At 71.5% G+C, this 21,632-nt stretch carries 34 protein-coding genes; 32 read left to right on the top strand and 2 right to left on the bottom strand.

The window, feature by feature from the left end; genetic code table 11:
* The first annotated feature begins 207 nt into the window (after positions 1-207).
* The 11 genes from ACIBJE_RS02385 to xerC all read left to right on the top strand — a co-directional run bounded on the left by ACIBJE_RS02385 (position 208) and on the right by xerC (position 9,404).
* Positions 208-576 carry a DUF6284 family protein gene (locus ACIBJE_RS02385; RefSeq protein WP_396741894.1) on the top strand — a complete coding sequence of 123 codons (369 nt, stop codon included), beginning with the start codon at positions 208-210 and terminating at the stop codon, positions 574-576.
* On the top strand, positions 576-944 hold the full coding sequence (locus ACIBJE_RS02380; RefSeq protein WP_396741893.1) for an RRQRL motif-containing zinc-binding protein: 369 nt from the start codon (positions 576-578) through the stop codon (positions 942-944). The genes ACIBJE_RS02385 and ACIBJE_RS02380 overlap by 1 nt, the downstream gene beginning before the upstream one ends.
* Before the next feature lie 103 nt (positions 945-1,047).
* Positions 1,048-1,932 (top strand): ABC transporter permease, encoded by an 885-nt coding sequence (locus ACIBJE_RS02375; protein WP_396741891.1) that lies wholly within the window; start codon positions 1,048-1,050, stop codon positions 1,930-1,932.
* A 91-nt stretch (positions 1,933-2,023) separates the two neighbouring features.
* Positions 2,024-2,494, top strand: a complete 471-nt coding sequence (locus tag ACIBJE_RS02370) for a Pycsar system effector family protein (protein WP_396741889.1) — start codon at positions 2,024-2,026, stop codon at positions 2,492-2,494.
* A gap of 148 nt (positions 2,495-2,642) precedes the next feature.
* Positions 2,643-3,026, top strand: a complete 384-nt coding sequence (locus ACIBJE_RS02365; RefSeq protein WP_396741887.1) for a hypothetical protein — start codon at positions 2,643-2,645, stop codon at positions 3,024-3,026.
* Positions 3,023-4,972: a conjugal transfer protein TraB gene (locus ACIBJE_RS02360; protein WP_396741885.1), complete on the top strand. Its 1,950-nt coding sequence runs from the start codon at positions 3,023-3,025 to the stop codon at positions 4,970-4,972. The genes ACIBJE_RS02365 and ACIBJE_RS02360 overlap by 4 nt, the downstream gene beginning before the upstream one ends.
* 134 nt (positions 4,973-5,106) lie before the next feature.
* Complete coding sequence (locus tag ACIBJE_RS02355) at positions 5,107-5,346, top strand: hypothetical protein (protein WP_396741883.1); 240 nt, start codon at positions 5,107-5,109, stop codon at positions 5,344-5,346.
* 287 nt (positions 5,347-5,633) lie between these two features.
* The gene (locus tag ACIBJE_RS02350) at positions 5,634-6,530 is read left to right on the top strand and encodes a bifunctional DNA primase/polymerase (protein WP_396742229.1); all 897 of its coding nucleotides are present in this window, start codon (positions 5,634-5,636) and stop codon (positions 6,528-6,530) included.
* Positions 6,527-7,759 carry a DUF3631 domain-containing protein gene (locus ACIBJE_RS02345; protein WP_396741881.1) on the top strand — a complete coding sequence of 411 codons (1,233 nt, stop codon included), beginning with the start codon at positions 6,527-6,529 and terminating at the stop codon, positions 7,757-7,759. The genes ACIBJE_RS02350 and ACIBJE_RS02345 overlap by 4 nt, the downstream gene beginning before the upstream one ends.
* A gap of 287 nt (positions 7,760-8,046) precedes the next feature.
* Positions 8,047-8,241: a helix-turn-helix domain-containing protein gene (locus ACIBJE_RS02340; RefSeq protein ID WP_018825092.1), complete on the top strand. Its 195-nt coding sequence runs from the start codon at positions 8,047-8,049 to the stop codon at positions 8,239-8,241.
* Complete coding sequence (gene xerC / locus ACIBJE_RS02335; protein ID WP_396741879.1) at positions 8,241-9,404, top strand: tyrosine recombinase XerC; 1,164 nt, start codon at positions 8,241-8,243, stop codon at positions 9,402-9,404. The genes ACIBJE_RS02340 and xerC overlap by 1 nt, the downstream gene beginning before the upstream one ends.
* A 234-nt stretch (positions 9,405-9,638) precedes the next feature.
* On the opposite strand, the gene ACIBJE_RS02330 is transcribed toward xerC, so the two are convergent.
* Positions 9,639-10,865, bottom strand: a complete 1,227-nt coding sequence (locus tag ACIBJE_RS02330; protein ID WP_396741877.1) for a tyrosine-type recombinase/integrase — start codon at positions 10,863-10,865, stop codon at positions 9,639-9,641.
* Positions 10,866-10,868: 3 nt separating this feature from the next.
* The gene (locus ACIBJE_RS02325) at positions 10,869-11,336 is read right to left on the bottom strand and encodes a helix-turn-helix domain-containing protein (RefSeq protein WP_396741875.1); all 468 of its coding nucleotides are present in this window, start codon (positions 11,334-11,336) and stop codon (positions 10,869-10,871) included.
* A 291-nt stretch (positions 11,337-11,627) separates the two neighbouring features.
* Between ACIBJE_RS02325 and ACIBJE_RS02320 the strand changes: the two genes are divergently transcribed.
* The 21 genes from ACIBJE_RS02320 to ACIBJE_RS02220 all read left to right on the top strand — a co-directional run bounded on the left by ACIBJE_RS02320 (position 11,628) and on the right by ACIBJE_RS02220 (position 21,585).
* Positions 11,628-11,930 (top strand): hypothetical protein, encoded by a 303-nt coding sequence (locus ACIBJE_RS02320; protein WP_396741873.1) that lies wholly within the window; start codon positions 11,628-11,630, stop codon positions 11,928-11,930.
* Position 11,931: 1 nt separating this feature from the next.
* On the top strand, positions 11,932-12,141 hold the full coding sequence (locus ACIBJE_RS02315; RefSeq protein WP_396741871.1) for a helix-turn-helix domain-containing protein: 210 nt from the start codon (positions 11,932-11,934) through the stop codon (positions 12,139-12,141).
* Entirely contained in the window at positions 12,138-12,323 is a 186-nt protein-coding gene (locus ACIBJE_RS02310) for a hypothetical protein (RefSeq protein ID WP_396741869.1), read from the top strand. The genes ACIBJE_RS02315 and ACIBJE_RS02310 overlap by 4 nt, the downstream gene beginning before the upstream one ends.
* Before the next feature lie 136 nt (positions 12,324-12,459).
* The gene (locus ACIBJE_RS02305; protein ID WP_396741867.1) at positions 12,460-12,909 is read left to right on the top strand and encodes a hypothetical protein; all 450 of its coding nucleotides are present in this window, start codon (positions 12,460-12,462) and stop codon (positions 12,907-12,909) included.
* Entirely contained in the window at positions 12,906-13,514 is a 609-nt protein-coding gene (locus ACIBJE_RS02300) for a hypothetical protein (protein WP_396741865.1), read from the top strand. The genes ACIBJE_RS02305 and ACIBJE_RS02300 overlap by 4 nt, the downstream gene beginning before the upstream one ends.
* A 6-nt stretch (positions 13,515-13,520) precedes the next feature.
* The gene (locus tag ACIBJE_RS02295) at positions 13,521-14,126 is read left to right on the top strand and encodes a hypothetical protein (RefSeq protein WP_396741863.1); all 606 of its coding nucleotides are present in this window, start codon (positions 13,521-13,523) and stop codon (positions 14,124-14,126) included.
* 109 nt (positions 14,127-14,235) lie between these two features.
* Entirely contained in the window at positions 14,236-14,550 is a 315-nt protein-coding gene (locus tag ACIBJE_RS02290) for a hypothetical protein (RefSeq protein ID WP_396741861.1), read from the top strand.
* On the top strand, positions 14,550-14,876 hold the full coding sequence (locus ACIBJE_RS02285; RefSeq protein WP_396741859.1) for a hypothetical protein: 327 nt from the start codon (positions 14,550-14,552) through the stop codon (positions 14,874-14,876). The genes ACIBJE_RS02290 and ACIBJE_RS02285 overlap by 1 nt, the downstream gene beginning before the upstream one ends.
* Positions 14,877-14,896: 20 nt before the next feature.
* Complete coding sequence (locus ACIBJE_RS02280) at positions 14,897-15,148, top strand: hypothetical protein (RefSeq protein WP_396741857.1); 252 nt, start codon at positions 14,897-14,899, stop codon at positions 15,146-15,148.
* Positions 15,145-15,588, top strand: a complete 444-nt coding sequence (locus ACIBJE_RS02275) for a hypothetical protein (protein WP_396741855.1) — start codon at positions 15,145-15,147, stop codon at positions 15,586-15,588. The genes ACIBJE_RS02280 and ACIBJE_RS02275 overlap by 4 nt, the downstream gene beginning before the upstream one ends.
* Positions 15,585-16,085, top strand: a complete 501-nt coding sequence (locus ACIBJE_RS02270) for a hypothetical protein (protein WP_396741853.1) — start codon at positions 15,585-15,587, stop codon at positions 16,083-16,085. Before ACIBJE_RS02275 ends, ACIBJE_RS02270 begins: the two co-directional genes overlap by 4 nt.
* Complete coding sequence (locus tag ACIBJE_RS02265; protein WP_396741851.1) at positions 16,082-17,092, top strand: YqaJ viral recombinase family protein; 1,011 nt, start codon at positions 16,082-16,084, stop codon at positions 17,090-17,092. Before ACIBJE_RS02270 ends, ACIBJE_RS02265 begins: the two co-directional genes overlap by 4 nt.
* A complete protein-coding gene (locus ACIBJE_RS02260; protein WP_396741849.1) occupies positions 17,089-17,907 on the top strand; it encodes an ERF family protein in 819 nt (272 codons plus the stop codon). The genes ACIBJE_RS02265 and ACIBJE_RS02260 overlap by 4 nt, the downstream gene beginning before the upstream one ends.
* A complete protein-coding gene (locus ACIBJE_RS02255; protein WP_396741847.1) occupies positions 17,904-18,506 on the top strand; it encodes a hypothetical protein in 603 nt (200 codons plus the stop codon). The genes ACIBJE_RS02260 and ACIBJE_RS02255 overlap by 4 nt, the downstream gene beginning before the upstream one ends.
* Positions 18,503-18,811 (top strand): hypothetical protein, encoded by a 309-nt coding sequence (locus tag ACIBJE_RS02250; protein ID WP_396741845.1) that lies wholly within the window; start codon positions 18,503-18,505, stop codon positions 18,809-18,811. Before ACIBJE_RS02255 ends, ACIBJE_RS02250 begins: the two co-directional genes overlap by 4 nt.
* Complete coding sequence (locus ACIBJE_RS02245) at positions 18,798-19,847, top strand: hypothetical protein (RefSeq protein ID WP_396741843.1); 1,050 nt, start codon at positions 18,798-18,800, stop codon at positions 19,845-19,847. The genes ACIBJE_RS02250 and ACIBJE_RS02245 overlap by 14 nt, the downstream gene beginning before the upstream one ends.
* The gene (locus tag ACIBJE_RS02240) at positions 19,844-20,143 is read left to right on the top strand and encodes a hypothetical protein (protein WP_396741841.1); all 300 of its coding nucleotides are present in this window, start codon (positions 19,844-19,846) and stop codon (positions 20,141-20,143) included. The genes ACIBJE_RS02245 and ACIBJE_RS02240 overlap by 4 nt, the downstream gene beginning before the upstream one ends.
* Positions 20,140-20,562 carry a hypothetical protein gene (locus tag ACIBJE_RS02235; protein WP_396741840.1) on the top strand — a complete coding sequence of 141 codons (423 nt, stop codon included), beginning with the start codon at positions 20,140-20,142 and terminating at the stop codon, positions 20,560-20,562. Before ACIBJE_RS02240 ends, ACIBJE_RS02235 begins: the two co-directional genes overlap by 4 nt.
* The gene (locus ACIBJE_RS02230; protein ID WP_396741838.1) at positions 20,559-20,870 is read left to right on the top strand and encodes a hypothetical protein; all 312 of its coding nucleotides are present in this window, start codon (positions 20,559-20,561) and stop codon (positions 20,868-20,870) included. The genes ACIBJE_RS02235 and ACIBJE_RS02230 overlap by 4 nt, the downstream gene beginning before the upstream one ends.
* Positions 20,867-21,160: a hypothetical protein gene (locus ACIBJE_RS02225; protein WP_396741836.1), complete on the top strand. Its 294-nt coding sequence runs from the start codon at positions 20,867-20,869 to the stop codon at positions 21,158-21,160. The genes ACIBJE_RS02230 and ACIBJE_RS02225 overlap by 4 nt, the downstream gene beginning before the upstream one ends.
* Positions 21,157-21,585: a hypothetical protein gene (locus tag ACIBJE_RS02220; RefSeq protein WP_396741834.1), complete on the top strand. Its 429-nt coding sequence runs from the start codon at positions 21,157-21,159 to the stop codon at positions 21,583-21,585. Before ACIBJE_RS02225 ends, ACIBJE_RS02220 begins: the two co-directional genes overlap by 4 nt.
* The last annotated feature ends 47 nt before the right edge of the window (positions 21,586-21,632 follow it).

Below are 21,632 nucleotides of genomic sequence, written 5' to 3'. Positions count from 1 at the left end.
GGCTATCCACCTGATCTGACCTGTGAGGAGAGGTGATCCCGCCATGACCGTGCTCGCCGCGTGTGTGCGTGTCACGACGAAGCCCAGCGCCGTATGGCGCACCTGCAACGGCTGCGGGTGCCTCGCCCCGCTGGCCCCCGATGAGCGCCACTGCCGGCCCTGCCGACAGCCGGCCCGCTCCCGCCGTACCGGAAGGAACCGAGCGAAGTGATTCACGACTACGACCAGCAGGAGCCGACCGCTGTCGACCTGGCCGCGATCGAGGTTGAGTGGCCGCTGATCGCGGCTGAGTTTGACCTGCTCGACGCTGAGATCAGCCTGATCTACGCCGAGGACCACGGCGGTCCCACCGCCCTGGACTGGCGTCGGGTACGCCGCGCCGAGGCGCGCATTACCCAGACTGCCGCCGACTTGACCGCCCGCCAGCGGGAGCACGTCTGCCGGCTGGTGGAGGTGCGCTTGTCGACGGATTGCGCGTACGGCTGCAAGGTCGTGGCGTGCCAAATCTGCGGCGTTGAGCAGGTGTCGCACCGAGCCGTGTACGGCTGTCCCAACGACGCGTCTCGCGCGGCCTGATGTCGCGCATTCGCGCTGCCTACTGGGATCCGGACGGGGCGCGTTACGGCATTCCTACCTTCTGGTGGCGTGGTGCCCCGTCCGGTTACGCCACCCGCCGTCAACTCCGCGCCGCCGGCCTACGCCCCGGCGGTCAACCCGTCGCCGCTCAGGTGCTCTGGCGCGGTGTGGGCGGCACCCGTACCGCGTACCTGTACCGGGTCGACCTAGCCCGGCCGAAGCGCACCGCCACCCCCGCCCAACTCCGTGCTGTCCGGGCCGCGCTGATTGCCCGGCGCACCTGCCCGACGTGCCGCGATGTGCGGCCCTACTACATCCCGCGCTCGCTCGGTGAGTGCACCGACTGTGCCTACGGAGGTACCTCGTGATCCTGCTGTTGATCCTGCTGGGCGGGCCGCTGGTGATGCTCGCCCCGTTCGCTCTCGCCCACGTTCTGAACAAGCCCACCCCGGCCATGAAGGAGACCCTGCGATGACCGCGCCGACGATCAACGGCACCCGCTACCCGCAGCCGGTGGAAGACCTGTTGCCGGCGGCCCGGAAGCTCACCCACGAGTTGGGCGGGCTGCCGTCGCGGAACCGGCTGATGAAGCGGTTCCGGATCGGGTCGGAGAAGGCGACCGAACTGCTGACCCGGTTGCGTGAGGAGCGGGACCAGCAGGCCCGGTCGGACCGCATGCACGCCGCGTTGGTGGTCCGGGGCAGTCTGGTCGACCGGCCCACGCTGTTCCCGGTCGACCCCGCGCCGGACCCCGACTCCACCGACACCCCCGAGACGGACCCGGACAGTCCGGAGGCGGACCCGGCCACGCCCGACCGACCCGAGCAGCCCGCGCCGGACCCGGACCCCGCGCCGCCGGTGGTGGCCGTCGAGCCGTCCGAGCAGGTCACGCCGGTCGAAAGCCCGGACACGAAGATCGGTCCGCCGTCGTCTCGTCGGGCGGTGGTGTGGCCCGTGATCCTCCTGGCGCTGCCCGCGTTCGTGGCGATCTGGGGTGGCTGGGTTGGGCTGGGCAAGCTGACCGGGTTCGGGAAGGTGAACCTGCTGCCCGGTATCGGGTCCGGGTGGGTCATCGACACCGCCATCACCCTCCCTATCGGCGTCGAGACCTACGGCGCGTTCGCGCTCTATGTGTGGCTGTCCGGGCGGGTACCGGTCCGGGCGGCCCGGTTCGCCAAGTGGTCCGCCCTCGGCTCCCTCGCCATCGGCGCACTCGGCCAGGTCGCCTATCACCTGCTCATCGCCGCCGGGATCACCGTCGCCCCATGGTGGATCACCACCCTCGTGGCCTGCCTGCCGGTGGCCGTGCTCGGCATGGGCGCGGCGCTGGCGCACCTGATGCACGCCGACCAGTAGCTCTGCCCGGCGGCACGGCCCTATGGCCTGGAAACCCGCGCCGTGCCGCCGGCCTTGCACCCAACCCTGCGATGAGAGGAGGGCACCTCTGATGGTGCCAGTACCCGCCCCGGAATGGTTCACCACCCGCACCACCGAAGTACGGGCCGAGCTGGTCCGTGTCGACAGCAAGGCATCCACCCTGATGGCGGTCGCCGGTGCGGCGGTCACGGTCGGCGTGGCGGTTCTGGCCCGCGCTGACCTGCCCGGTGCGGCCATGGCCGCCGGAGTGGTCACGGTCGCGCTGGTCGGCACGGCGGTGGCGCTGCTGGCTTGTGCGGTCCGGCCGTCCCTCGGCGGTGGTCACGGCCTGGTTCGCTACGCCACCGCTGTGCCGGGTGACCTGATGACCGAGGCCACCGCCCCGCCCCTGGTCACCACCGCTGAGCAGGCACGGCATCTGGTGTGGCTGTCCCGCACGGCAGTGCGCAAGTACCGGCGGGTACGCCTCGCCGTCGATCTGCTGGTGGCCGGGCTGGTCGGCACCGCCGTCACCGCCCTGCTCACCCTCGCCCTGCGCTAACCCGCCGGTTTCCCGACCGTGCCCACCCGCCCCCGGTTGCGCGGGTGGGTGCGGGGGCCGACCGGCCCACCCGCCGCTTGCGCCGGGCGCGGCACTCGCCTCGACAACGGATCCGCGCCCGGCCCTCCCCTGAAGGAGAACCATCAGCATGGCAGGCAACCACGACCAGCGGGGCATCTTCACCGGTGCCGACGCCCTCACCGACAACGTCGCCCTCTCCCAGTGGTTCAACGAAACCCGCCGCGTCCTGCACGCCTCCGCCCTCGAACTCGGCGTCACCGCCTCCGAACTGGACGCCCGACTGCGCGCCGTGTCCGGCGGGGTGGTCATCGGCGGACTGACCGCACGGGCACGGGCCCGGCAGGTCGCCAAGCCCATCACCCACGCCTCCGACGCCCTAGTGGTCGCGTCGCAGTACATCGTGACCGCGTCGACCCGCTTCGAGGCCGTCTACCTCCCCGAACTCGAAGCGGTCGGCCACCGGCCCCGAAAGTCTGACTTCCGGTTCACCAACGGCGGGGGTGGGCGATGAAGCGACCCCGCTCGGCACGCATGCCCCGCAACGGCGGACTCTCCCCGATGTCCTACACCGTCGACCTTCGTACGGCTGCCCTGCCGTACCTCGTCTGCCCCGCCGGGTGTCTGCTGGCGTGGCCGGCGGCTGCCGCGTCGCACCACTGGTGGGGTAGCAACCCGTGGGCCGCCGCCGGCATCACCGCCGCCGGAGGCGGACTCACCGCGCTCACGTGGGCCGCCGGTCGTGCCCGTGGCGTGATCCGGCAGCGGGTGGCGACCCTGCTGACCGCGTCGGGGTCGGTGTGGGCGTTGGGCGCCACGATCGGTGCGCCGTGGGATCGGCCGTGGCTGGACCTGTGGGCCGGCGGCACCGTGGTCGCGTCGGTGGCGGTCGGGGTGATGCGGCTGATGGCGAAGGCCAACCCCGACGAGCAGCCCGCACGCACCACCGCCGGTGGCCTGGCTGACGCGGTCGCCGCGTTGAAGGACGCCCGGATCGGCCGGCCGAAGGTCGACGGAGCGAAGGTCAAAGCGTCGATCACCATGCCGCACGGCGAAACCCTGTCCGACGTCGAAGGGTCGCGTGACTCGATCGCGTCCGCTCTCGACGTCGCGCCGTCGGCGGTGCGAGTGCACCGGGACCCCGACTCCGTCCGCACGGGCCGGATTGAGGTGGTGCCGGTCGACCAGCTCCGCGACACCATCCCGTGGGCCGGACCCTCCGCCCCCGGTCGGTCGGTCGGGGACGCGCCGCTGCGGTTCGGCATCGCCGAAGACGGCGAGAAGGTCGCACTGTGGCTCACCGGTCGACCCGGTGTCCGCCCGGCCACCCACGTCCGCGCGACCGGTATGACCGGGTCCGGCAAGACCGAATGGGCGCTGGTGGTGATGACCGACTACCTGACCCGCGCGGATGGTGCGCTGGTGGTGGTCGACACGGTCAAGCGCGACCAGACCGTCAAGCCGGTCAAGGACGGGCTTGCGCTGCTCATCACGGATGACGAGCACGCGGAAGCGTTCTTTGACATCCTCGCGGAGAAGGTCATTCCCGCCCGGACGGAAGCCCTCGGTAAAGAGGACCTGACGGAGTGGATGCCGGGCTGTTCGCTGTCGCACCTGATGGTGTGGGTGGAGGAATCCGCCGCATGGTCCGGCCACCCCGCCCTCGTGCAGGTCGCGGAGCGGGCACGGTCGGCCGGTATCTCCCTGGTGTTGTCGCAGCAGCGGTGGACGCACGACCGGGCACCGACGTCGCTGCGGTCGCAGTTCGCTACGAACGTGTGTTTCGGCATCGACAGCCGCGACGATCCAACCCTGGCTCTGTCCGGCGAAACCGTCGACGCCGGAGCGTCCCCGGAGACGTGGGGCAGCAGCAAGCCGGGATACCTGTACATCGAGTCGCCCGGCATCCCCACCGGCCGGTGGCCGATCCCCTGCCGGTCCGAACTCGCCCAGCGCAGCGACCTGGCCGCCGCCGTGGCCGGGTGGGCGACCGTCCGGCAACCGCTCGACCCCGTTACCGCTCGCGCTCTCGCCCCCGTCATGCCCACCGACACCGTCAAGCCGTCACCCGGCCCCCGCCCCACCGCCGGTGGTGGTGAGGCTGAGCAGGAGGTACCCGCCATGGCCGCACGCCCCGGCGTCAACCCCAACGACCCGCCCGACGACGTCGACCCCTCCAAGGAACTCGACACCACCCCGACCCTGCGCCGGTTCTCCCTCGCCCTGCCCAAGCAGACCAGCCCGGAGCAGGCCCGTGCACTGCTGCGGCAGCACATCACCACCCTCGCCGAGCAGGGACACACGGAAGCGCGGGCAGCTGACTTCGGTGACGTGCTCGCCGCCACCGGCTACGGCGCGGCCTGGCTCACCAAGGCCCTCAAGGAACTCACCGTCGGTGACCACCCGCTGCTGATGCCCGTCAACCGCAACGGCCGGTACCGCATCCTCCGCACCGCCTGACCACCGGCAGCGCCGGCCGTGTAATCGCCGTGAAATTCACGGCGATTACACGGCCCCTGACCTAGACAAACCCGCCGTGAAATTCACGTGTAATACACGGCCGCCCGACCCTGCCCAGCAACGGGAGTCGACCCATGAACCTGACCGCCGTCGCCCTCACCGCGCTCGCCCTCGGCACCATCCTCGGCATCACCTTCGGTATACCCCTCGGCCGTCGCGTCGAGCGCGTCGCGTGGCACGCCGACGCCGCCCTTGCCCGTGCCCGCGTCACCGGATGGCTCATCCGCGACCTCACCGGACTCGCCCTCACCGCCGCCCTCGTCATGGCGGTGGCCGGGTTCGTGATCTGGGCGCTGATCACCCACCGGCGCTAACCCGCAAAGGGCATGACGACGCGCTTCGCGCACTCACCTCCTGGATGGCCGGTGCCCGCGTGCCGCCGGCCTTCCACCGCCACACCGGGAAGGAGCGTCCCGGCCCCATGAACCTGCTCGACACCCGCTGCTGGCACTGGATCGGCGCACAGCAGCGCTACTGCCACAACCCGAACGGTGTCCGCCCCTACCTACAAGGTCCCCGCTGCCCGGCGCACACGCCGTCGGCTCTCGCGGGCCGACCCGAACCCGACCCGACACCCGTCCACCCGTACGGAAGGAGCCTCATGCCCGACCCGTCACCGCTGCTCGCCGCCGCCCTGGACTACGCGGCCCGTGGCTGGCCGGTGTTCATGCTCGCCCGCTCCAAGCGACCCGTCGCCAACTGCGCACCCTGCACCGACGCCGGCCCCGACCATGACCGGAACGCCTGCCCCTGCCTGACCTGCCACGGCTTCTACGCCGCCACCACCGACCCCGACCGCATCGCCGCGATCGTGAACGCCGTCCCCACCGGCCAACTCGCCCTGCGCACCGGTGCCGCATCCGACACCGTCGTCGTCGACGTCGACCCCGCCCACGGTGGCCGGGACACCATGAACGACCTGATCGGCCGGGGCTGGTTGCCGCCGACCGCGTACGTGGCGACCGGGTCCGGTGGCCTGCACCTGTACTACCAGCACCCCGACGACCCGGTGCCTTGCAGCCAGGGCAAGCCCGGACAGGGACTTGGCCCCGGCATCGACGTGAAAGCCGATGGCGGGTACGTGGTGCTCCCGCCGTCAGTGCACCCGCGTACCGGCCGCCCGTACCGGTGGGCACCGGGCAGGAACATGGAGGAGATGCCCCCCGCGCTGGTCACGGCCTGCCGACCGGCACCGCCGGCACCGCTGCCGGTCACGCCGCACGCTCCGATCAGCACGCGCGCGGCGGGGGGCATCTCCTTCCCTGATCGGCTCCTTGCCGCGCACCTGCAAGCGGTCGCCGACGCCCCCGAGGGCAGCCGCCGCACCACCCTCTATGGCGCGGTACGCGGCGTGGCCCGCATGGTCGCCGCCGACGCCATCAGCCGCGACGACGCCATAGCCGCCCTCACCACCGCCGGCCGCGCCGCTGAGCAGACCGACCGGGACATCCGCGCCGCCATCCGTGGTGGCTTCCGCGCCGAAGGACTCGCCGCATGAACCCACCGACCAGCACCACCGACCAGCCCAACGACGGCGCGGCGATCCTCGACCAGCTGCACGCCTGCCTCACCAAGTACGTCATCCTCCCTAGCCCGGAAGCGGTCGACGCGGTGGCGCTGTGGATCGCCGCGACCCACGCGCAAGCCGCGTGGGCACACGCGCCCCGCCTCGTGATCCGGGCACCGGAGAAGCGGTGCGGGAAATCGCGTCTGCTCGACGTGGTGGAGGGCACCTGCCACGACCCGCTGATCACGGTCAACGCCTCACCCGCCGCCGTCTATCGGGCCATCGGGACCGGGCAGCCGCCGACGCTGCTGGTCGATGAGGCCGACACCCTATTCGGTGGGAAGAACGCCGACGCCAACGAAGACCTACGCGGCCTACTCAACGCCGGACACCAACGCAACCGGCCCGCGATCCGGTGGGACGCCTCAAGTCAGCAGTTGGAGAAGATCCCCACGTTCGCCATGGCCGCGCTCGCCGGCATCGGCGCGATGCCCGACACCATCGAAGACCGCGCCGTGGTGATCCGCATGCGCCGCCGCGCGCCCGGCGAGAAGGTCGCCCCGTACCGGCACCGCCGCGACGGCCCCGCCCTGCGCACGGTCGCGCAGCAGTTGGCCGGGTGGCTACGCGCCAACCTGACCGCGCTCGAAGCCGCGGAACCGCCGATGCCGGTAGAGGACCGGGCCGCCGACACCTGGGAACCCCTCGTCGCCGTCGCTGATCTGGCCGGGGGCACCTGGCCGACCCGTGCCCGGCAGGCCGTGACCACGCTGACCGCCGAAGCCGACGAAGCCGGCAACGTCTCCCACCGGGTACGGCTCCTGGCCGACATCCGCACCGCCTTCGTCACCCTCGGGAACCCGGCCGCCGCGTCCACCGCCGACCTGCTCGCCGCACTGAACGGTGACCCCGAAGCGCCATGGGCCGACAGTGGCCCCAACGGGCTCACTGGCAAGAAACTCGGTGACCTGCTCGGAGAGTTCGGCATTAAGTCCGAGACGATCCGCTTCCCGGTCGGGCAGGCAAAGGGCTACCCGCGCACCGCCTTCACCGACGCGTGGCGGCGGTACTGCCCGGCACCCGAAACCCCTTCCGCTGGGGTATCCGTACCATCCGTACCAACGTCGTTTCCGCAGGTCATCCCTGGTACGGATTACCCCGCTGGTACGGATCGATCCGTACCACGACGCACCCTTACCGCTGCCCCTGGTACGCATTAATCCGTACCGCGATCCAATCCGTACCGCCCCTGAGCAGGCAAAACGAGCTTGGTACGGATGGTACGGATACCCCCCGGCCACCGGGACACCCCGAAGCGCCTACCGCCGGCAGCCCTCCATGAGAACGGCCCGCTGAGAAGGTCTCAGCCGCATCGGCCCACACCCTCACACCCGGACGCCCCGGGTCGTGGCCCTGTGGCGCTCTCAGCGGGCCGTTCTATGCCGCCCTGCGGCGATACCCGCCTGATCCTCCATATAGGTGCCCTCTAGTCGAAAGGCCCCTCAGCATGCGAACCAAGGCCCTCTACCGCATCCCTGAGGCAATGGCGCTGCTCAGCCTGAGCCGCACCGTGATCTACGAACAGATTCGATCCGGCCGTCTCCGGTCGGTAACCCAAGGGCGAGCACGGCTCGTGCCCGCTCAAGCGATCACCGATTACGTCGCGCTGTTGGAGCGCGAGACCATGCAGGAGGCTGCCTGATGACCAAGCGTCGTAGTCGTGGCGACGGTGGCTTGCACTGGGACGAGTCCCGGCAACGGTGGATCGCGTCCGTCACGGTCGGCTACACCCCGGCCGGGAAGCGCATCGTCCGCCGGGGCAGTGGGAAGACGAAGACCGAAGCCAAGGCCAAGCTCAAGGAAGTGCTGCGCGACCACGAAGACGGGCTGACCATCGCGCCGCAGGGCTTCACCGTCGCGGACGCTGTGACCGACTGGCTGACCTACGGCTTGACCGGCCTTTCGGAAGGCACCATCGACAAGTGCGGCTACCTCTGCCGAGGGCACATCATCCCCGAGCTGGGCGCGCGGAAACTGCGTGACCTCAGCGCGGAAGATGTCGACCGATGGCTTGCGGCCAAGGCGGAAACCCTGAGTACCCGCACCCTGCGAGAGCTGTACGCGTGCCTGAATCGAGCCGTGAACAGGGCTATGGCGCGCGACAAGGTGAAGCGGAACGTCGTCGCGCTCTGCTCGATACCTAAGGGACAGCAGGGGCGGCCTTCCAAGTCGCTGACGCTCGATCAGGCTAAGGCGGTACTCGCCGCCGCCGAGGACACCCGCCTGTACGCCTACGTGGTGCTGTCCCTGCTCACCGGAGCACGCACCGAGGAACTACGCGCGCTGACGTGGGAACACGTCGACCTCACTGGACGACCCGACGATGATCCGCCCATGCCACCGTCCATCGCGGTCTGGCACTCGGTCCGCGCCGGTGGCGACACCAAGACCAGGAAGTCACGCCGCACGCTCGCGCTACCGCTCCGATGCGTGGTCGCCCTCCACCGCCACCGGGAACTGCAACAGCGCGACCGAGGCAAGGCCGGAAAGGACTGGCAGCCCCGCAACCTCGTGTTCGCCAGCACCACCGGCAGCGCCTTGGACGCCGCCAACGTCCGCCGAGCATTCCGCCGGGTCGCTGCCAAGGCTGGGCTGACCGCTACCGAGTGGACGCCCCGAGAGCTGCGGCACAGCTTCGTCTCGGTCCTGTCGAGCAGCGGCGTGAGTCTGGAGGACATCGCCGACCTGTGCGGGCACTCCGGCACCACTGTCACAGAGAAGGTCTACCGGCACCAACTTCGACCGGTGCTGCTGAGCGGAGCGGTCGCCATGGATCGCATCTTCGCGCTGACCCCGGACCGCTAGTCACTCAGTTAGATACTCAGGAAACGTCAGAGGGCACATCCATCAATGGGATGTGCCCTCTGACCTGCGTGGGCGATACTGGGATCGAACCAGTGACCTCTTCGGTGTGAATGAATGCCGACCCTATGCCCTGACCTGGGGAAACGTGCGCCGACCTGCGTGGACGCCTGAACGAACGTAGGCAGAAGTAGGCGCTTTCAACATGCCGTCTCAAGATCATGACTCACCGGTGACTCACGAGCCAACCGCCCGGGCACGCCGCAGCGCGGCCCTTGCCCGCTCGAACCGCTCCTCCCGCGAGTGCAGGTACCGCTGCGCCGACCGGATGTCCTCGTGGCCCATCAGCGCCATAATGTCGTGCAGCGGGACGCCCTCGTCGGCCAGCCGCGTGCCGAACGTGTGCCGCAGGTCGTGCGGGGTCGGCTGCGGGTCGTCCAGGCCGGCGCCTGCCATCGCCGCCCGGAAAGCGTGGCCCTTCACCTTCGGCCGCTCCGGGAGTCCGTGCAGCGCTGGCGTCCACACCCGCCGGTGCCAATTCGAGTACCGCAGAGGGTCGCCTTTCTCGCTGAAGAACACCAGCCGCCCCGGGTCGTCATTCGGGAACACCCCCGACACTTCCCGTGCCCCGATCTTCGCCTCTTTCAGGCGCGCCGCCAAATGGTCCCCGTATGTCACCGCACGGTTCCCGGCGGCGCTTTTCGCATACGGCCGGGCGGTTCCGTCACGTTCCATTACCCATGCAATCTGAATGCGGCCACGGCGGGTGTCGATCATCTGCGGCGGGATCGCGGCAGCCTCTTCCCACCGCATCCCCGTGTCGGCGATCAACTGAACGAACAGGCCGGCATCGACGCGGCCCCAGAACATCCGGTCGAGCGCGTCGACCAGGCGCTGCTCCTCGTCGGGGTCGAGCACCCGGTCCACGTGCGCGTTGCGCTTCGGGCGCTTCACGCCCCGGGCCGGGTTGTCCCGCAGGAGCTTGGCCTCCACGGCCAGGTCGAGGATGGACCGGAGCACGCCGAGCGATCCTTCGATCGTGGCGGCACCGACCGGCGCCTTACAGCCCGAGCACGACTTCCGGTCGCGGCACCGGACAGTGTGGCCTTCCTCCATCTCGACGACCCACGCGGTGATGTCCGGCTTGAGGATCGACCCGACCGGCACCTTCGCCCATCGAGGGGCGACGTGCACGCGCCAGTGGGACTCGTCGCGCCTGCGGCTGGCCTGCTCCAGCCGGCGGCTCGTCGTGCCCCACTTCTCCCAGCACTCCCCCACCGTCCGCTTGCCGGCGCGGGGGTCGATCCAGTCTCCCTTGCGGATGTCGGCCTCGAGGTCGGCCGCCCACTTGGTGACGGCGCCCTTGAGCTTGTGCGTCTCGGTGACTCGGTCAGGGTCGCTGCCCTTGGGCAGCCTGACGGTAGCTGCCCACAGTCCGGAGGGCAGCTGGCGAATCCAAGCCACGGGCTATGCCCCTCGCGCCTGGTCGACCCACCACCGCACCTCGTCGACCTGCCGCTCAGCCTCGCGGGAGCGCAGGTCCTGGAGGCGCTGAATCATCCGCTGCTGGACGCGGGGAGGGACGCCGGATTCGAGGATGACGCGCAACGCCGGGTCGCTCTGGTCGATGCGGACGGTGTCGACGGGTCCGGACGCCTGGACGGCCGCGTCGAGGTCGGCACCGGTGTAGTAGCCGACGCGGACGAGCAGCTCCAGCGGTGAGACGTGGAGAGCGCGGGCGACCTGACGGACGCTGTCCTCGGACACCTCGCTCTTGGCCTGCGTCCAGCGGAGCACGGTCTTGTAGGTGACGCCGACGAGTTGAGCGAACGCCGACTTGTTGCCCTCCGGCTTGGCGGGCGTGCCCGTTTCCTGGGCGATGAGCGTCGAAATGACCTTCGCCCACGCCTCACGGTCGATGCTGCCCTCCGCCACATCCGCAGCGTACCGGACACGCATGTCCGAGAGCAGTAGCCGGGCGTGGCGGAATACGGGCCGGAACGCGCGGCCGATCGGTCGACGCCGGAAGCGCGGTTTCTGGCGCGTGGCCTGGGAAGAGTTGACCGTTCGCATTGATCGATCTCGGTTGACGCGTCGGCGACGTCGGTTGCGGGAAGCAGACATGCCGCCCACTGTAGCGGACATGCATGTCCTAGACAATGAGCCGGCGTTTTTCCGTGCTCATGGGGGTTGCTAGGTAGTCCATGTCCTAGTAGCTTGTCCTTCGTGAGTACGGACACGAGCACCACACCCCACCAGGACACGGCTGGGATACGCCTCGACGTCGAGCGGTACTTGCTGCTCTTCCGGCTCATCGGCTGCGACACCCTCACGAAGATCGCGGCCGAGACGGGCCTCACCGTTCGGCAGGTGCGCCGCGTGCGCAACGGCGGCGTGATCGGCGAGGTCTTCATGGCCCGCAGCGTCGCCGCCCTTCGCCGCAACGCCGACAAGCTCGCCGAGTACGGGCACGCCGAGCCCACCCTCGACGACCTGTTCACCGTCACCACCACCCAGTCGGCGGTCTGACATGGACCGCCTGCTGAAGGTCAGCGAGGTCGCCGACCTCTGGGGCGTCGACAAGCAGACCGTCTACCGGGCGATCTGGGCCGACGAGATCCGCTACGTCGACCTGGCGGCACCCGGCGCGAAGAAGGCCCGGCTCCGCATCCGGGAGTCGGCCGCAGAGCGGTACATCGCATCCCGCGAGAACCAGCCACGAGGAAGGGCAGCAGCATGACTCACCCCAACGGCGGTAACGGCGGCACCACCGGCCCCGGTCGGACGCAGGCCACCGCGCTGACCGCTGAGCAGCGGGCGGACAACTACCGCCGGCAGAACGGCACCGACCGGCAGACGCCCCGGCAGCGTCGGCGCGCCGAGCACAAGGCCAACCGGGCCAAGGCGCGCCAGACGGCCTGATCAGCCGCATGACCCCGGGCCGGCGCCCGCGAGAACGACTCCGGGCGCCGCCCCGGCAAGCAAGACGCGGACCGCCTCTTGCCAGGCAGTCCGCGCCAGTACCGACCATCCCAACTCCCGAAGGAGCAACTGGTCGATGAACCGGAACAGTACCCGACCCGACATCACCACCCCCGAACTGACCGCTGTCCGCCGGGAGATCAAGGCCCGGTACCTGACGGCCGGCATGGCCGTCATCCGCGACGGGTTCGGCGACCCGCTGACCGTCTCGGTCGTCCACCGGTACGCCGACGACACCATCCTCGTGCAGTTCGACGAGGTGACCGGCGAGCTGCCGTACCACCCGGAGGAGGGCGTCACCGTCGTCGACCTCACCCCGGACGCGCCGGCCGCCGAGGCCGAGACGACCGTGCGGCAGCGCCTCGCCGCCGAGCTGCACCGGCTCGCCGACGACATCGTCCGCCTGGAGCTTCCGGTCGGGGCCCACGCCCGCCTGTCCCTCGGGGTGCTCGACAGCCGGGCCGACCTGGAGCGGCTGCGGGCCCGGGTCGCCGAGCTGGAGTCGCAGCAGGGCGGTGCCCGGTGACCGAGATGCGCACCCCCACCACCAAGCCGGCCGGCGAGCTGCGCTCCGGCGACTACATCACCCTCCCGACCCGAGGCGACGATGTCTTCGACGTTCGCGCCGTGCACACCTGGCGGCCGATGGTGAAGCTCGCCCGCCTCGACGCCGCCATCTCCATCGTGTCCCTGACCACCGGTGCCGCCGACATGCTGCACGGCGGTGCCGACCAGGTCGTGACGCTCGCGACCGACGAGCAGGTCACGGCCGCCCGCGAGGAGTACGTGCGGCAGCGCACGGCCGCCGAGCTGCGGGAACTGGCCGAGCTCATCGTGCGGCACCGGCTGCGGATCTCCGACTTCTTCGAGGCACCGCGCATCTCTATCCGTCTGGCGGACGGGGAGATCGAACGGGTTGCCGAGGCAGTCGGCGTCGGGACGAGCAGCTACGGGCCGACGTCGCGGCTGGCGGTGTGGCCGGGGCCGGACTGGGGCCAGGTGGTGACCGCCGACTTCGTGGGCGAGCCCGCCCCGGAGCCGGCCGCCGTGCCGGAGACGGTGCCGGCCGAGCCGGGCAGCGACGCTGACCAGGTCGTGACCGAGGCGCTCGCCGATCAGGCCGGGGAGTGAGCGGCCATGCGATTCCAGCTCACCCCCGCCGACCGTGACGGCCTGTACGACCTGTGGCGGCGGATGCGCGCCGCCAGCGCCAAGGCCAACGACGCGTCCGCGACGTGGAACCGGGTCAACGACGAGCTGAACGACCTGGCCGAGCGGTCCGGGTGGGACGACCTGAAGACCGCCAAGGTCAAGGCCGCGAACATGCGCCTGACCGACGCGTTCGGCGCGTGGTCCTTCTGGGAGCGGGAGGTGTCCCGGCTCGCCCTGACCTTGCAGGCGGAGTACGCCGCGCGCACCATGTTCGGCCTGGTCGACGCCGACGAGCCCGACGAGACGGGCCTGTTCTACCAGCGCGACGACGAGGGCGACGAGCCGGTCCGCCGGCCGACGAAGCCGCACGTCGGGTTCTCCGTGATCAGCCCCGGGCGCGCCGAGCAGGCCGCGCGGCGGCGCAGTAACTCCCCGGCCGGTCCGTCCGTCGGCGGACGTCCCCGTCAGTCACCGGGCCGGCCGGGGCCCCAGCCGTCGGGCGCGCGTGCGGGGGCTCGCGCGTCCGGCCCGGGCGGGACGGGTGCCACGGGGCCCGTCCCGCCCGCCCTCCGGGGCGGGGGTGCGTGGTGACCGCCGTCGACCTGATCACCGCCGACCCGGCCTGGTACGCCGACTTGGTCGACCGCATGGCCCCGGCCACCCGGTACGGCCACGACGGCGACCGCCTGGTGGTGACCCGATGATCCTCGCCTTCGGCCTGGTCCTCATCCTCACCGGCGCGCTCGCCTTGCTGCTGCTGGCGTGCCTGCGCGCCCTCGCCCGCCGCGCCGAGACGATCGCCGAGCAGGGCGTGAAGCTCGCCGAGCAGGCCATCCTCATCCGCCACCAGAGCGAGCGCATCGCCGCGTACCGCGCCGAGCTGGGCCGCGACCTGCCCGCCGCTTCCACGGTCGCGACCGCGATGGCCGCGCTCACTCCCGACGCCGCCGACCTCCTGCCGTACGAGGTCGCCGGCTTCCTCGCCTCACTGTCCAACCCCGCCAAGGAGTCCTGATGATCTACCTGATCGCCGCCGCGCTGGCGCTGATCCTGGCGGCCATCGTCGCCTGGTTCATCCGACTGTTCCTCCGCCCCGACGAGCCGGAGCCCGTCGACGACCGCCCGCTGCTCGCGCCGGCGTCGGAGTTCGACGCCCGTCCGCCGGCCGGTCCGACCCCGGCGCGTTCGTCTGTCGAAGCGGACACCGAGGTGTTCTGGCCGTCGCGCCACCACGAGGACACCGTCGAGTTCGTGGCCGCCGACTACCGGCCGCCGCTGTACTCGCCGGCGTTCGCAGCGGCAATGGGCTACGACCAGCCGGGGCGGGAGTCGGGCCGGTGAGCCGCCGCACCACGCATCCGATGGCTGGCCAGACGGTCAGGATCCGCGCCGACGTCGCCGAGCTGGGCGGCCTGGAGTACCGCGTCGAGGACTGGTGGATCAACGTCGCCGGCATCTCGTGGATGGTCGCCGAGGGCAACCCGGCCGCGCTCACGTACGCGATCCGGTCGGCGTGCGCCGGCCTGCCCACCGACGACGAGGTGCTCTACGGGAAGGTCGGCCACCTCGGTCACCTGGTCCACGTCTCGGAGATCGAGGGGGCGGACCGGTGACCGCCCTCGACCTCCTGCGCCGCCAGATCAGCGAGTACACCGGCGCGATCGGCGCCGACCAGGCCTTGCTGGCCCACCAGATCGCCGCCAGCGCCGCACTCGCCACCCGCCCCACCCCGGGAGGAACCACCATGCCCGCCACCGCCCTGACCGACCGGCAGCTGCTCGTCGACGTCCGCCGCTGGGCGCGGACCAACGGCTGGTCCCTCTCGTGGATCGGCTGGATCAACGCGACCTACGACAGTGACGCCACCCTCGCGGTCGGGTGGGACGAGAGCGGTCTGCGCGTCTGGCGCAAGGGTGCGACGGGGTGGCCGATCCGGTCCACGGACTACGCGGTCGCCTCGGTCCGCCAGGCGGTGGACGTCCTGGCCGCGCTCGGCATCCTGCCGCCGCACCTGTCCAGCGCGTACCGGGCCGCCCTGGCGGTGGCCCGATGAGCGCCCCGGTGTGGCTGCTGGACGTCGACGGCGTGGTCAACGCCAGCCGGCCGGGCTGGGGTGCTGACCCTCGCAGGGCCTCCGCCTTCGCCGCCGGCATCGGCTACCCGATGTGCTGGGCGCCCGCCTTGGTCGACCGGATCCGCGACCTGCACGCAACCGGCCTGGTCGAGGTCCGCTGGTGCACCACCTGGTGCGCGTGGGCCGACCAGCTGGAGCGGCTGTGGGACCTCCCGGCGTTCGGCCGGGCCTTCCACGAGGACGTCAACGGCTACGAGGCGTCGCTGGCGAAGCTGGACGCCGCCCGGCAGGTGCTCGCCGACGACCGTCGGCTGATCTGGACGGACGACTGGGAGGTGCCCGAGCCGGGCGACCCCGTCCACGACGAGCTGACCGCCGACGGTCGGGCGCTGCTGATCCGCCCGTCCGGCCACACCGGGTTGCAGCCGGAGCACCTCGACCAGATCGAGGCGTGGGCGAAGGCGGCGACCCGGTGACCAGCTCCACTCCGACGGCCGCACGGCGGGTCACCCCGACCGCCGTGCGGCTCCTACCCGCCGATGCCGACCGCGACACCTGGCTCGCCGCCCGCCGCCAGGGCATCGGCTCCTCCGACGTCGCCGCGATCCTCGGCGTCGCCGACCGCTCCACCGCCGTGCACGTCTACCGGGACAAGCGCGGGGAACTGGTCGACGACGCCGGCGAGGCCGCCCTCTGGGGCCGAGTGCTCGAAGAGCCGGTGGCCCGGGAGTGGGCACGCCGGCAGCGGTCGGTCATCCAGCGCGTCGGCCTGGTCGCGCATGTCGACGAGCCATGGCAGATGGCCACCCTGGACCGCCGGGTCGCCGAGTGCCCCCTGAACCGTGAGGTCCGCACGGCGTGCGCCCTCGAGGTGAAGCTCCGCAGCGCCTTCAAGGCGCATCGCTGGCGGTCCGACGTGCCGGACGACGTTCTCGCCCAGACGGCCTGGCAGATGCGGGTTACCGGGTACGGCCACATCCACGTTGCCGTGCTGCTGGGTGGCAACGAGATGAAGATGGCCGTCGTCGAGCGCGACGAGCGGATGGAGTCGTACGTCGTCCGCGAGGTAACCCGGTTCCGCGAGCAGCACCTACTCGCCGGCGTCGAGCCGGAGTGGGACCTCGACAAGGCCGCCGCGCTGATCGAGATGGACGCGCTCATGCACCCCGAGCGGGTGGGCGAGATCAGCCTCGACGAGGTCGGCGAGGTCATGGAGTACGCCGAGCTGTCCGCCCGCAAGGGTGCGGCCGACCGCCGACTGAAGCAGGCCCGCGCGACTCTCGCCCGGCTCGCCCGGGGCGCGCAGACCGTCACGTTCGGCGGCGAGCTGGCCTACGAGTTCGCGCCGGTCACGAAGCGGACGCCCGATCTGGACCGGCTGCGTGAGCGCTGGCCGGAGGCGTACGCGGACGTGGTCACCGAGAAGACGCACTACTCCGTCCGGGTCGCTCCGGAGTTCCGACGTACAGGAGAGTTCGAGTGAGCCTGCGAGACAGGGTCGCGGCCGACGCCGCCGACCAGCCGAATACCTGGGCTGACCCCGCGCCGGCCGGCCAGGTCGACGAGCCCGACGAACTGCCCGACATCGAGTACACCGCGCCAATCGTCGACGTCGACCCGGTGGCGGTGCACGTCGCCTGGGCCCGAGTGATGCGCGACGTCAAGTCGATCGCGAAGAGCGCACGTGCCGAGATCAAGACCGAGAAGAGCAGCTACCGGTTCAATTTCCGAGGCATCGACATGGTCCTCAACGCGGTCGGCCCGGCGCTGCGCCGCCACGGCGTCATGGTCATCCCCGTCAAGACCGAGGCCACGTACGGCACGTCTGGGCGGATGCGCGACGTGCAGGTCCGGGTCACCTACGAGATCCGCGGCCCGCTCGGCGACGTCATCATCGCCCAATCCGTCGGGGAGGGCCTCGACACGGGCGAGCGGGGCACGACGAAGGCGCTCACGACGGCGTACCGGAACTTCCTGACCACCGCGCTGACCATCCCCACCGAGGACCCGAAGGTCGACCCGGACCGGGTGAACCTCGAGCGCGAGGAGACCCGCTTCAACCCGCTGACCTACCGCGACGAGGCGCTGAACACCCGCACGACGGTGTCCCGACTGTCGCAGATGATCCAGGAGCTGCGGGCGCTGGGCCGGGGCGGCGAGCTCGTGCAGAACGAGCACGGCGACGAGGAGAAGATTGGCAACCTGCTGCTGCGGGTTCGCAAGGAGCGGACTGCTCCGCCGCCGGCTGCCGACGACGACTGGCCAGAGCCGGCCACGCCGGGCGGTGAGGGCCAGTGACCGCGCTGCGCATGATCGGCCTCGATCTCAGCCTCGGCGCCGCGGCGATCGCCTGGACCCACGACCACCACAGCGCGGCGAACCTCGGCGTCCGCACGGTGCACACCGCCCGCGTCAACAAGGACACCGTCGACCACAACCGCATCCACCGCGTGCTGGAGTGGGTCGCCGCTGCGGCGAAGGCCCGACCACACCTGGCCGTCATCGAGGGCACCTTCACCCGGGGCGGTGGCAGCGACATCCCGCTGATCGGGCTCCGCACAGTGGTGTGCCACTGGCTGTGGACGAAGAAGATCCCGTACGTCGACGTCGCTCCGGCCACCGTGAAGGTCTGGGCGACCGGATCCGGTGCGACCCGGGGCGAGAACAAGGTGACCAAGGACAAGGTCATCGCCGAGATCCTGGCGACGTACGGCGGGCTGCTGAACATCGACCCGCGCGACGACAACCAGTGCGACGCGGTCGCGCTGCTCACCCTCGGCCGGGCCGCGTACGGGCAGCCGCTCGTACGGATCACCCGAGCGCAGCAGACGCGGGCGCTGACGGCGGTGTCGTGGCCGACGCTGGCCACCGAGACCGGGCCGGTGGTGCCGGCATGAGCCTGCCGACCGTATCCCCGGCCGTGCTGGCCCAGTTCGACGCGCACCGCGCCGAGCTGGTTCACCTGGTGGCCACCGCCCGCGAACACGTCGACGCCGAGGCCTGCGACTACCCGCGCACCTGCTCGGGTCCGGCGGTCACCGCGGTGCTCGAAGAGATCCCCGTCGACGAACTGGCCGCGCTGCTGGCCCTGGCGGTGGCCGAACTGTCCGCGCTCGGCTACGGCCGCGACCTCGACCACCCCGCCCGCGCGCTGCTGGCCGAGCTGGAGCCGCCGAGGGGAGATAACGATGACCGCGGCTGAGGCGGCCACGCTGATCGACGCAGGCACGTGCCGCTGGTGCCCGCACGGGCAGTGGTCCCACAAGCGGGGCAAGGGCGGCTGCCGGGAGCTGGACTGCGTCTGCGACAAGTACGAGGCCCCGAAGGGCACGGCGCCGGCGCCCGCTGACGACTGGCCGCTGCCGGTTGCCGAGGTGGAGAGCGCGGAGGCGGCCGGGCTGGTCGTCCGGGCGGAGTCGCCGGCGAACGAGGCCGGCGTGCCGGTGTCGGCCGTCGAGCGGGCCGAGCCGGAGCGCACCCGGGCCGAGTTGGTCGCGGACCTCACCGCGCAGAGCATCGAGCTGGGCACGTACGACCTGGCGGTGCCGGCCGGCGTCCGGACCCCCTCGACGTGCGCGTACCCGAACGGCGAGGACGAGGGCGAGCATGACCACGCCCTGTGCGAGGACGTGGTGGCCGAGCGGGCCGAACCTGCGGCGGCCGCCGCGCCGACCTCAACCGGGACCGACCGGACGGGCCAGGTGATCCGCGACGTCGGCCGGGCCGTCGCCGCCGACATCGCCGCCCAGCAGGACGAGATTCGGCGGCTGCGCATTCAGCTCCGGGCGGCAGACGGAACGATCGCCGACCAGAAGCGGAAGCTGGCTCGGGTCGAGCGGGAGCGGGACAAGGTCCGCGCCGAGCTCACTGAGGTCGCCGGCGAGCGCGACGAGGCTGTCGTGCAGCGCGACCAGGCGTACGAGCGCGTCGAAGAGCAGGACATCGAGCTGGGCCGGGTGCGGGCCGCGCTCATCGTCGCCGTCGACGAGGACCCGGTCGAGGCGATCGAGCGGCTTCGCGCGCGCCTGACCGGAGCCCGGGAGCGCGTCGGCGAGCTGGAGAGGTGCGTCGCCCGGCTGCTCGCCCCCGCCGACGTCGCGGACCCGGAGCGGGTGCTGTGGGCGTACGACGCCCGCCAGTGCCAGACGTGCGGCAGCCGGTACACCGCCGACGTCGACCACGAGCACCCGCTGACCCCGGTGACCGTGCTGATCGTCCGCCGGGGCGTGGCCGCGTGATCACCCTCGACGCCCTCGACCGGGACATCCTCGCCGGCTACGCCGCCGGCACGCCGATGGCCGACCTCGTGCGCCAGTGGAACCGCCGACAGCGGGTGGTCCGGGTCTGCTTCGCGGCCGGCCTCGACCCGCGCCGGGCGTCCCGGCTGGTCCGTCTCTACGACTCGCTCGCCGCCGCACCGGTGGTGGAGCTGTCGCCGATCCGCCGGCCCGGGCGGGCCGTACCGGAGCGGCTCATCCAGGGCCGGGCGACCGCCTGGCCCGTCCTCAACCGCAAGGAGATTCCGACCCGATGACGGTCAAGATCAGCGCCCAGCTCACCCGCGAGCGCAAGGAGTTCAACGGGCTCGACCGCATGCACGACGAGCTGGTCGACCAGCCGCGCGGCGTCCGGTACGCCGTGGTGGCGTACGAGGTGCTGCGGGTGGCGGAGGAGATCCCGGAGGGGGTCAACATCCCGACGATCCGGCTGTCGCACATCGAGCCGGTCGACGGCAGCGACGCGGACCGGGTGCGGGAGATCCTCGCCGACCGGTACCACGACCGGACCGGAAAGTCGCTGGAGGGCGATCCGAAGCTCTTCGACGTCGTGCCGGGTGACGGCCAGGGCGACGGCGGGGTGCCGGAGCCGTCCGGCGACGAGCTGATGGCCCGCCGGGCGGAGCGGAAGGCCGCCGGGCAGCCGGCGTTCTCGGACGGGGGCGACCCCCTGTGAAGACGATCGAGCCGGACCACGCCGCCGAGCTGCACGAGGACGGAGAGCCGGGCGCGACCGCCGGCCCGTGGACCCTGGCCGGTACGCAGCACATTCGCCAGTCCCGCTGGCACGACATCTACTGGCTGGTCGTCCGCGACGAGGCGGGCGAGCACTGGGGCCTGGAGTACCGCGAGGGGCTGACCGAGAGCCAGGAAAGCGAGCGGCCCTGGGACGACGCCGAGGAGCCGCTGGCACTGACGCGGCTCTACCCGCACGAGGTGACCCGGGTCGAGTACCGGACCACACCGCCGGACGGTACGCCGTGACCGCGCCGGTCCTCACCGATGAGCTGCGGTCCCGGGTGGAGTCCGGGGCCGCATGGCTCGACCTGCACCACCCCGGCTGGCACGACCTCATCGACGTCGACGTGCTCGACTTGGACGACTGCTACTCCTGCGTCCTCGGCCAGGTCATCGGCGACTTCTGGAAGGCCTCGATCACCTGGGGCGAGGCCTTGGCCATGGGCTTCCAGGCGCGCAACGGTGTCCATCTCGTCGCCGAAGGGGAGGCCCTCACCCGGGCCTGGACCGAGCTGATCGAGCGGCGGCAGACGTGACTGCCCGCGCCGTGCTGGCCGAGGTACTCGCCGCCGAGCGCACCCGGCCGCCGGTCGGCGAGGTGCACCCGCTCCACGTCTCCCTGCGGCGCGCCACCGCCGACGACCTGCTCTGGCCGGACGACATCCCGCGCACCCCGCTGGCGCCCCGCCCGGATCCGGACGTGCTGCGGATGGCCGGGTACGGCTGGTCGGCCCGCCAGATCGCCGCCCTGCTGCGGCTCGACATCACCACGGTGCTCCGGATCCTCGCCCACCACGGGCGGGGTCCGGCCCCCGCCCCGGACCCCGACATCGAGGAGGAGAAGCGCCATGGCAAGCGCCCTCGCGACCGCGCCCGTTCGCGTCCCGCCGCCGGCCACCGTCCGGCCGCAGCCCGCCGCCCAGTCGGTGCCGACCCGGCTGGGCCACCTGGCGGGCACTGACGTCGTGCACCCGTTCACCCCGCTGCGCTGGCTGTCCGGCGCGCCGC

The sequence above is a fragment of the Micromonospora sp. NPDC050187 genome, assembly GCF_044459745.1.
In the GTDB taxonomy this organism is placed as follows: Bacteria; Actinomycetota; Actinomycetes; order Mycobacteriales; family Micromonosporaceae; genus Micromonospora.
The sequence above is the reverse complement of the archived record's forward strand: the minus strand, read 5'-3'. Positions and strand labels throughout refer to the sequence as shown.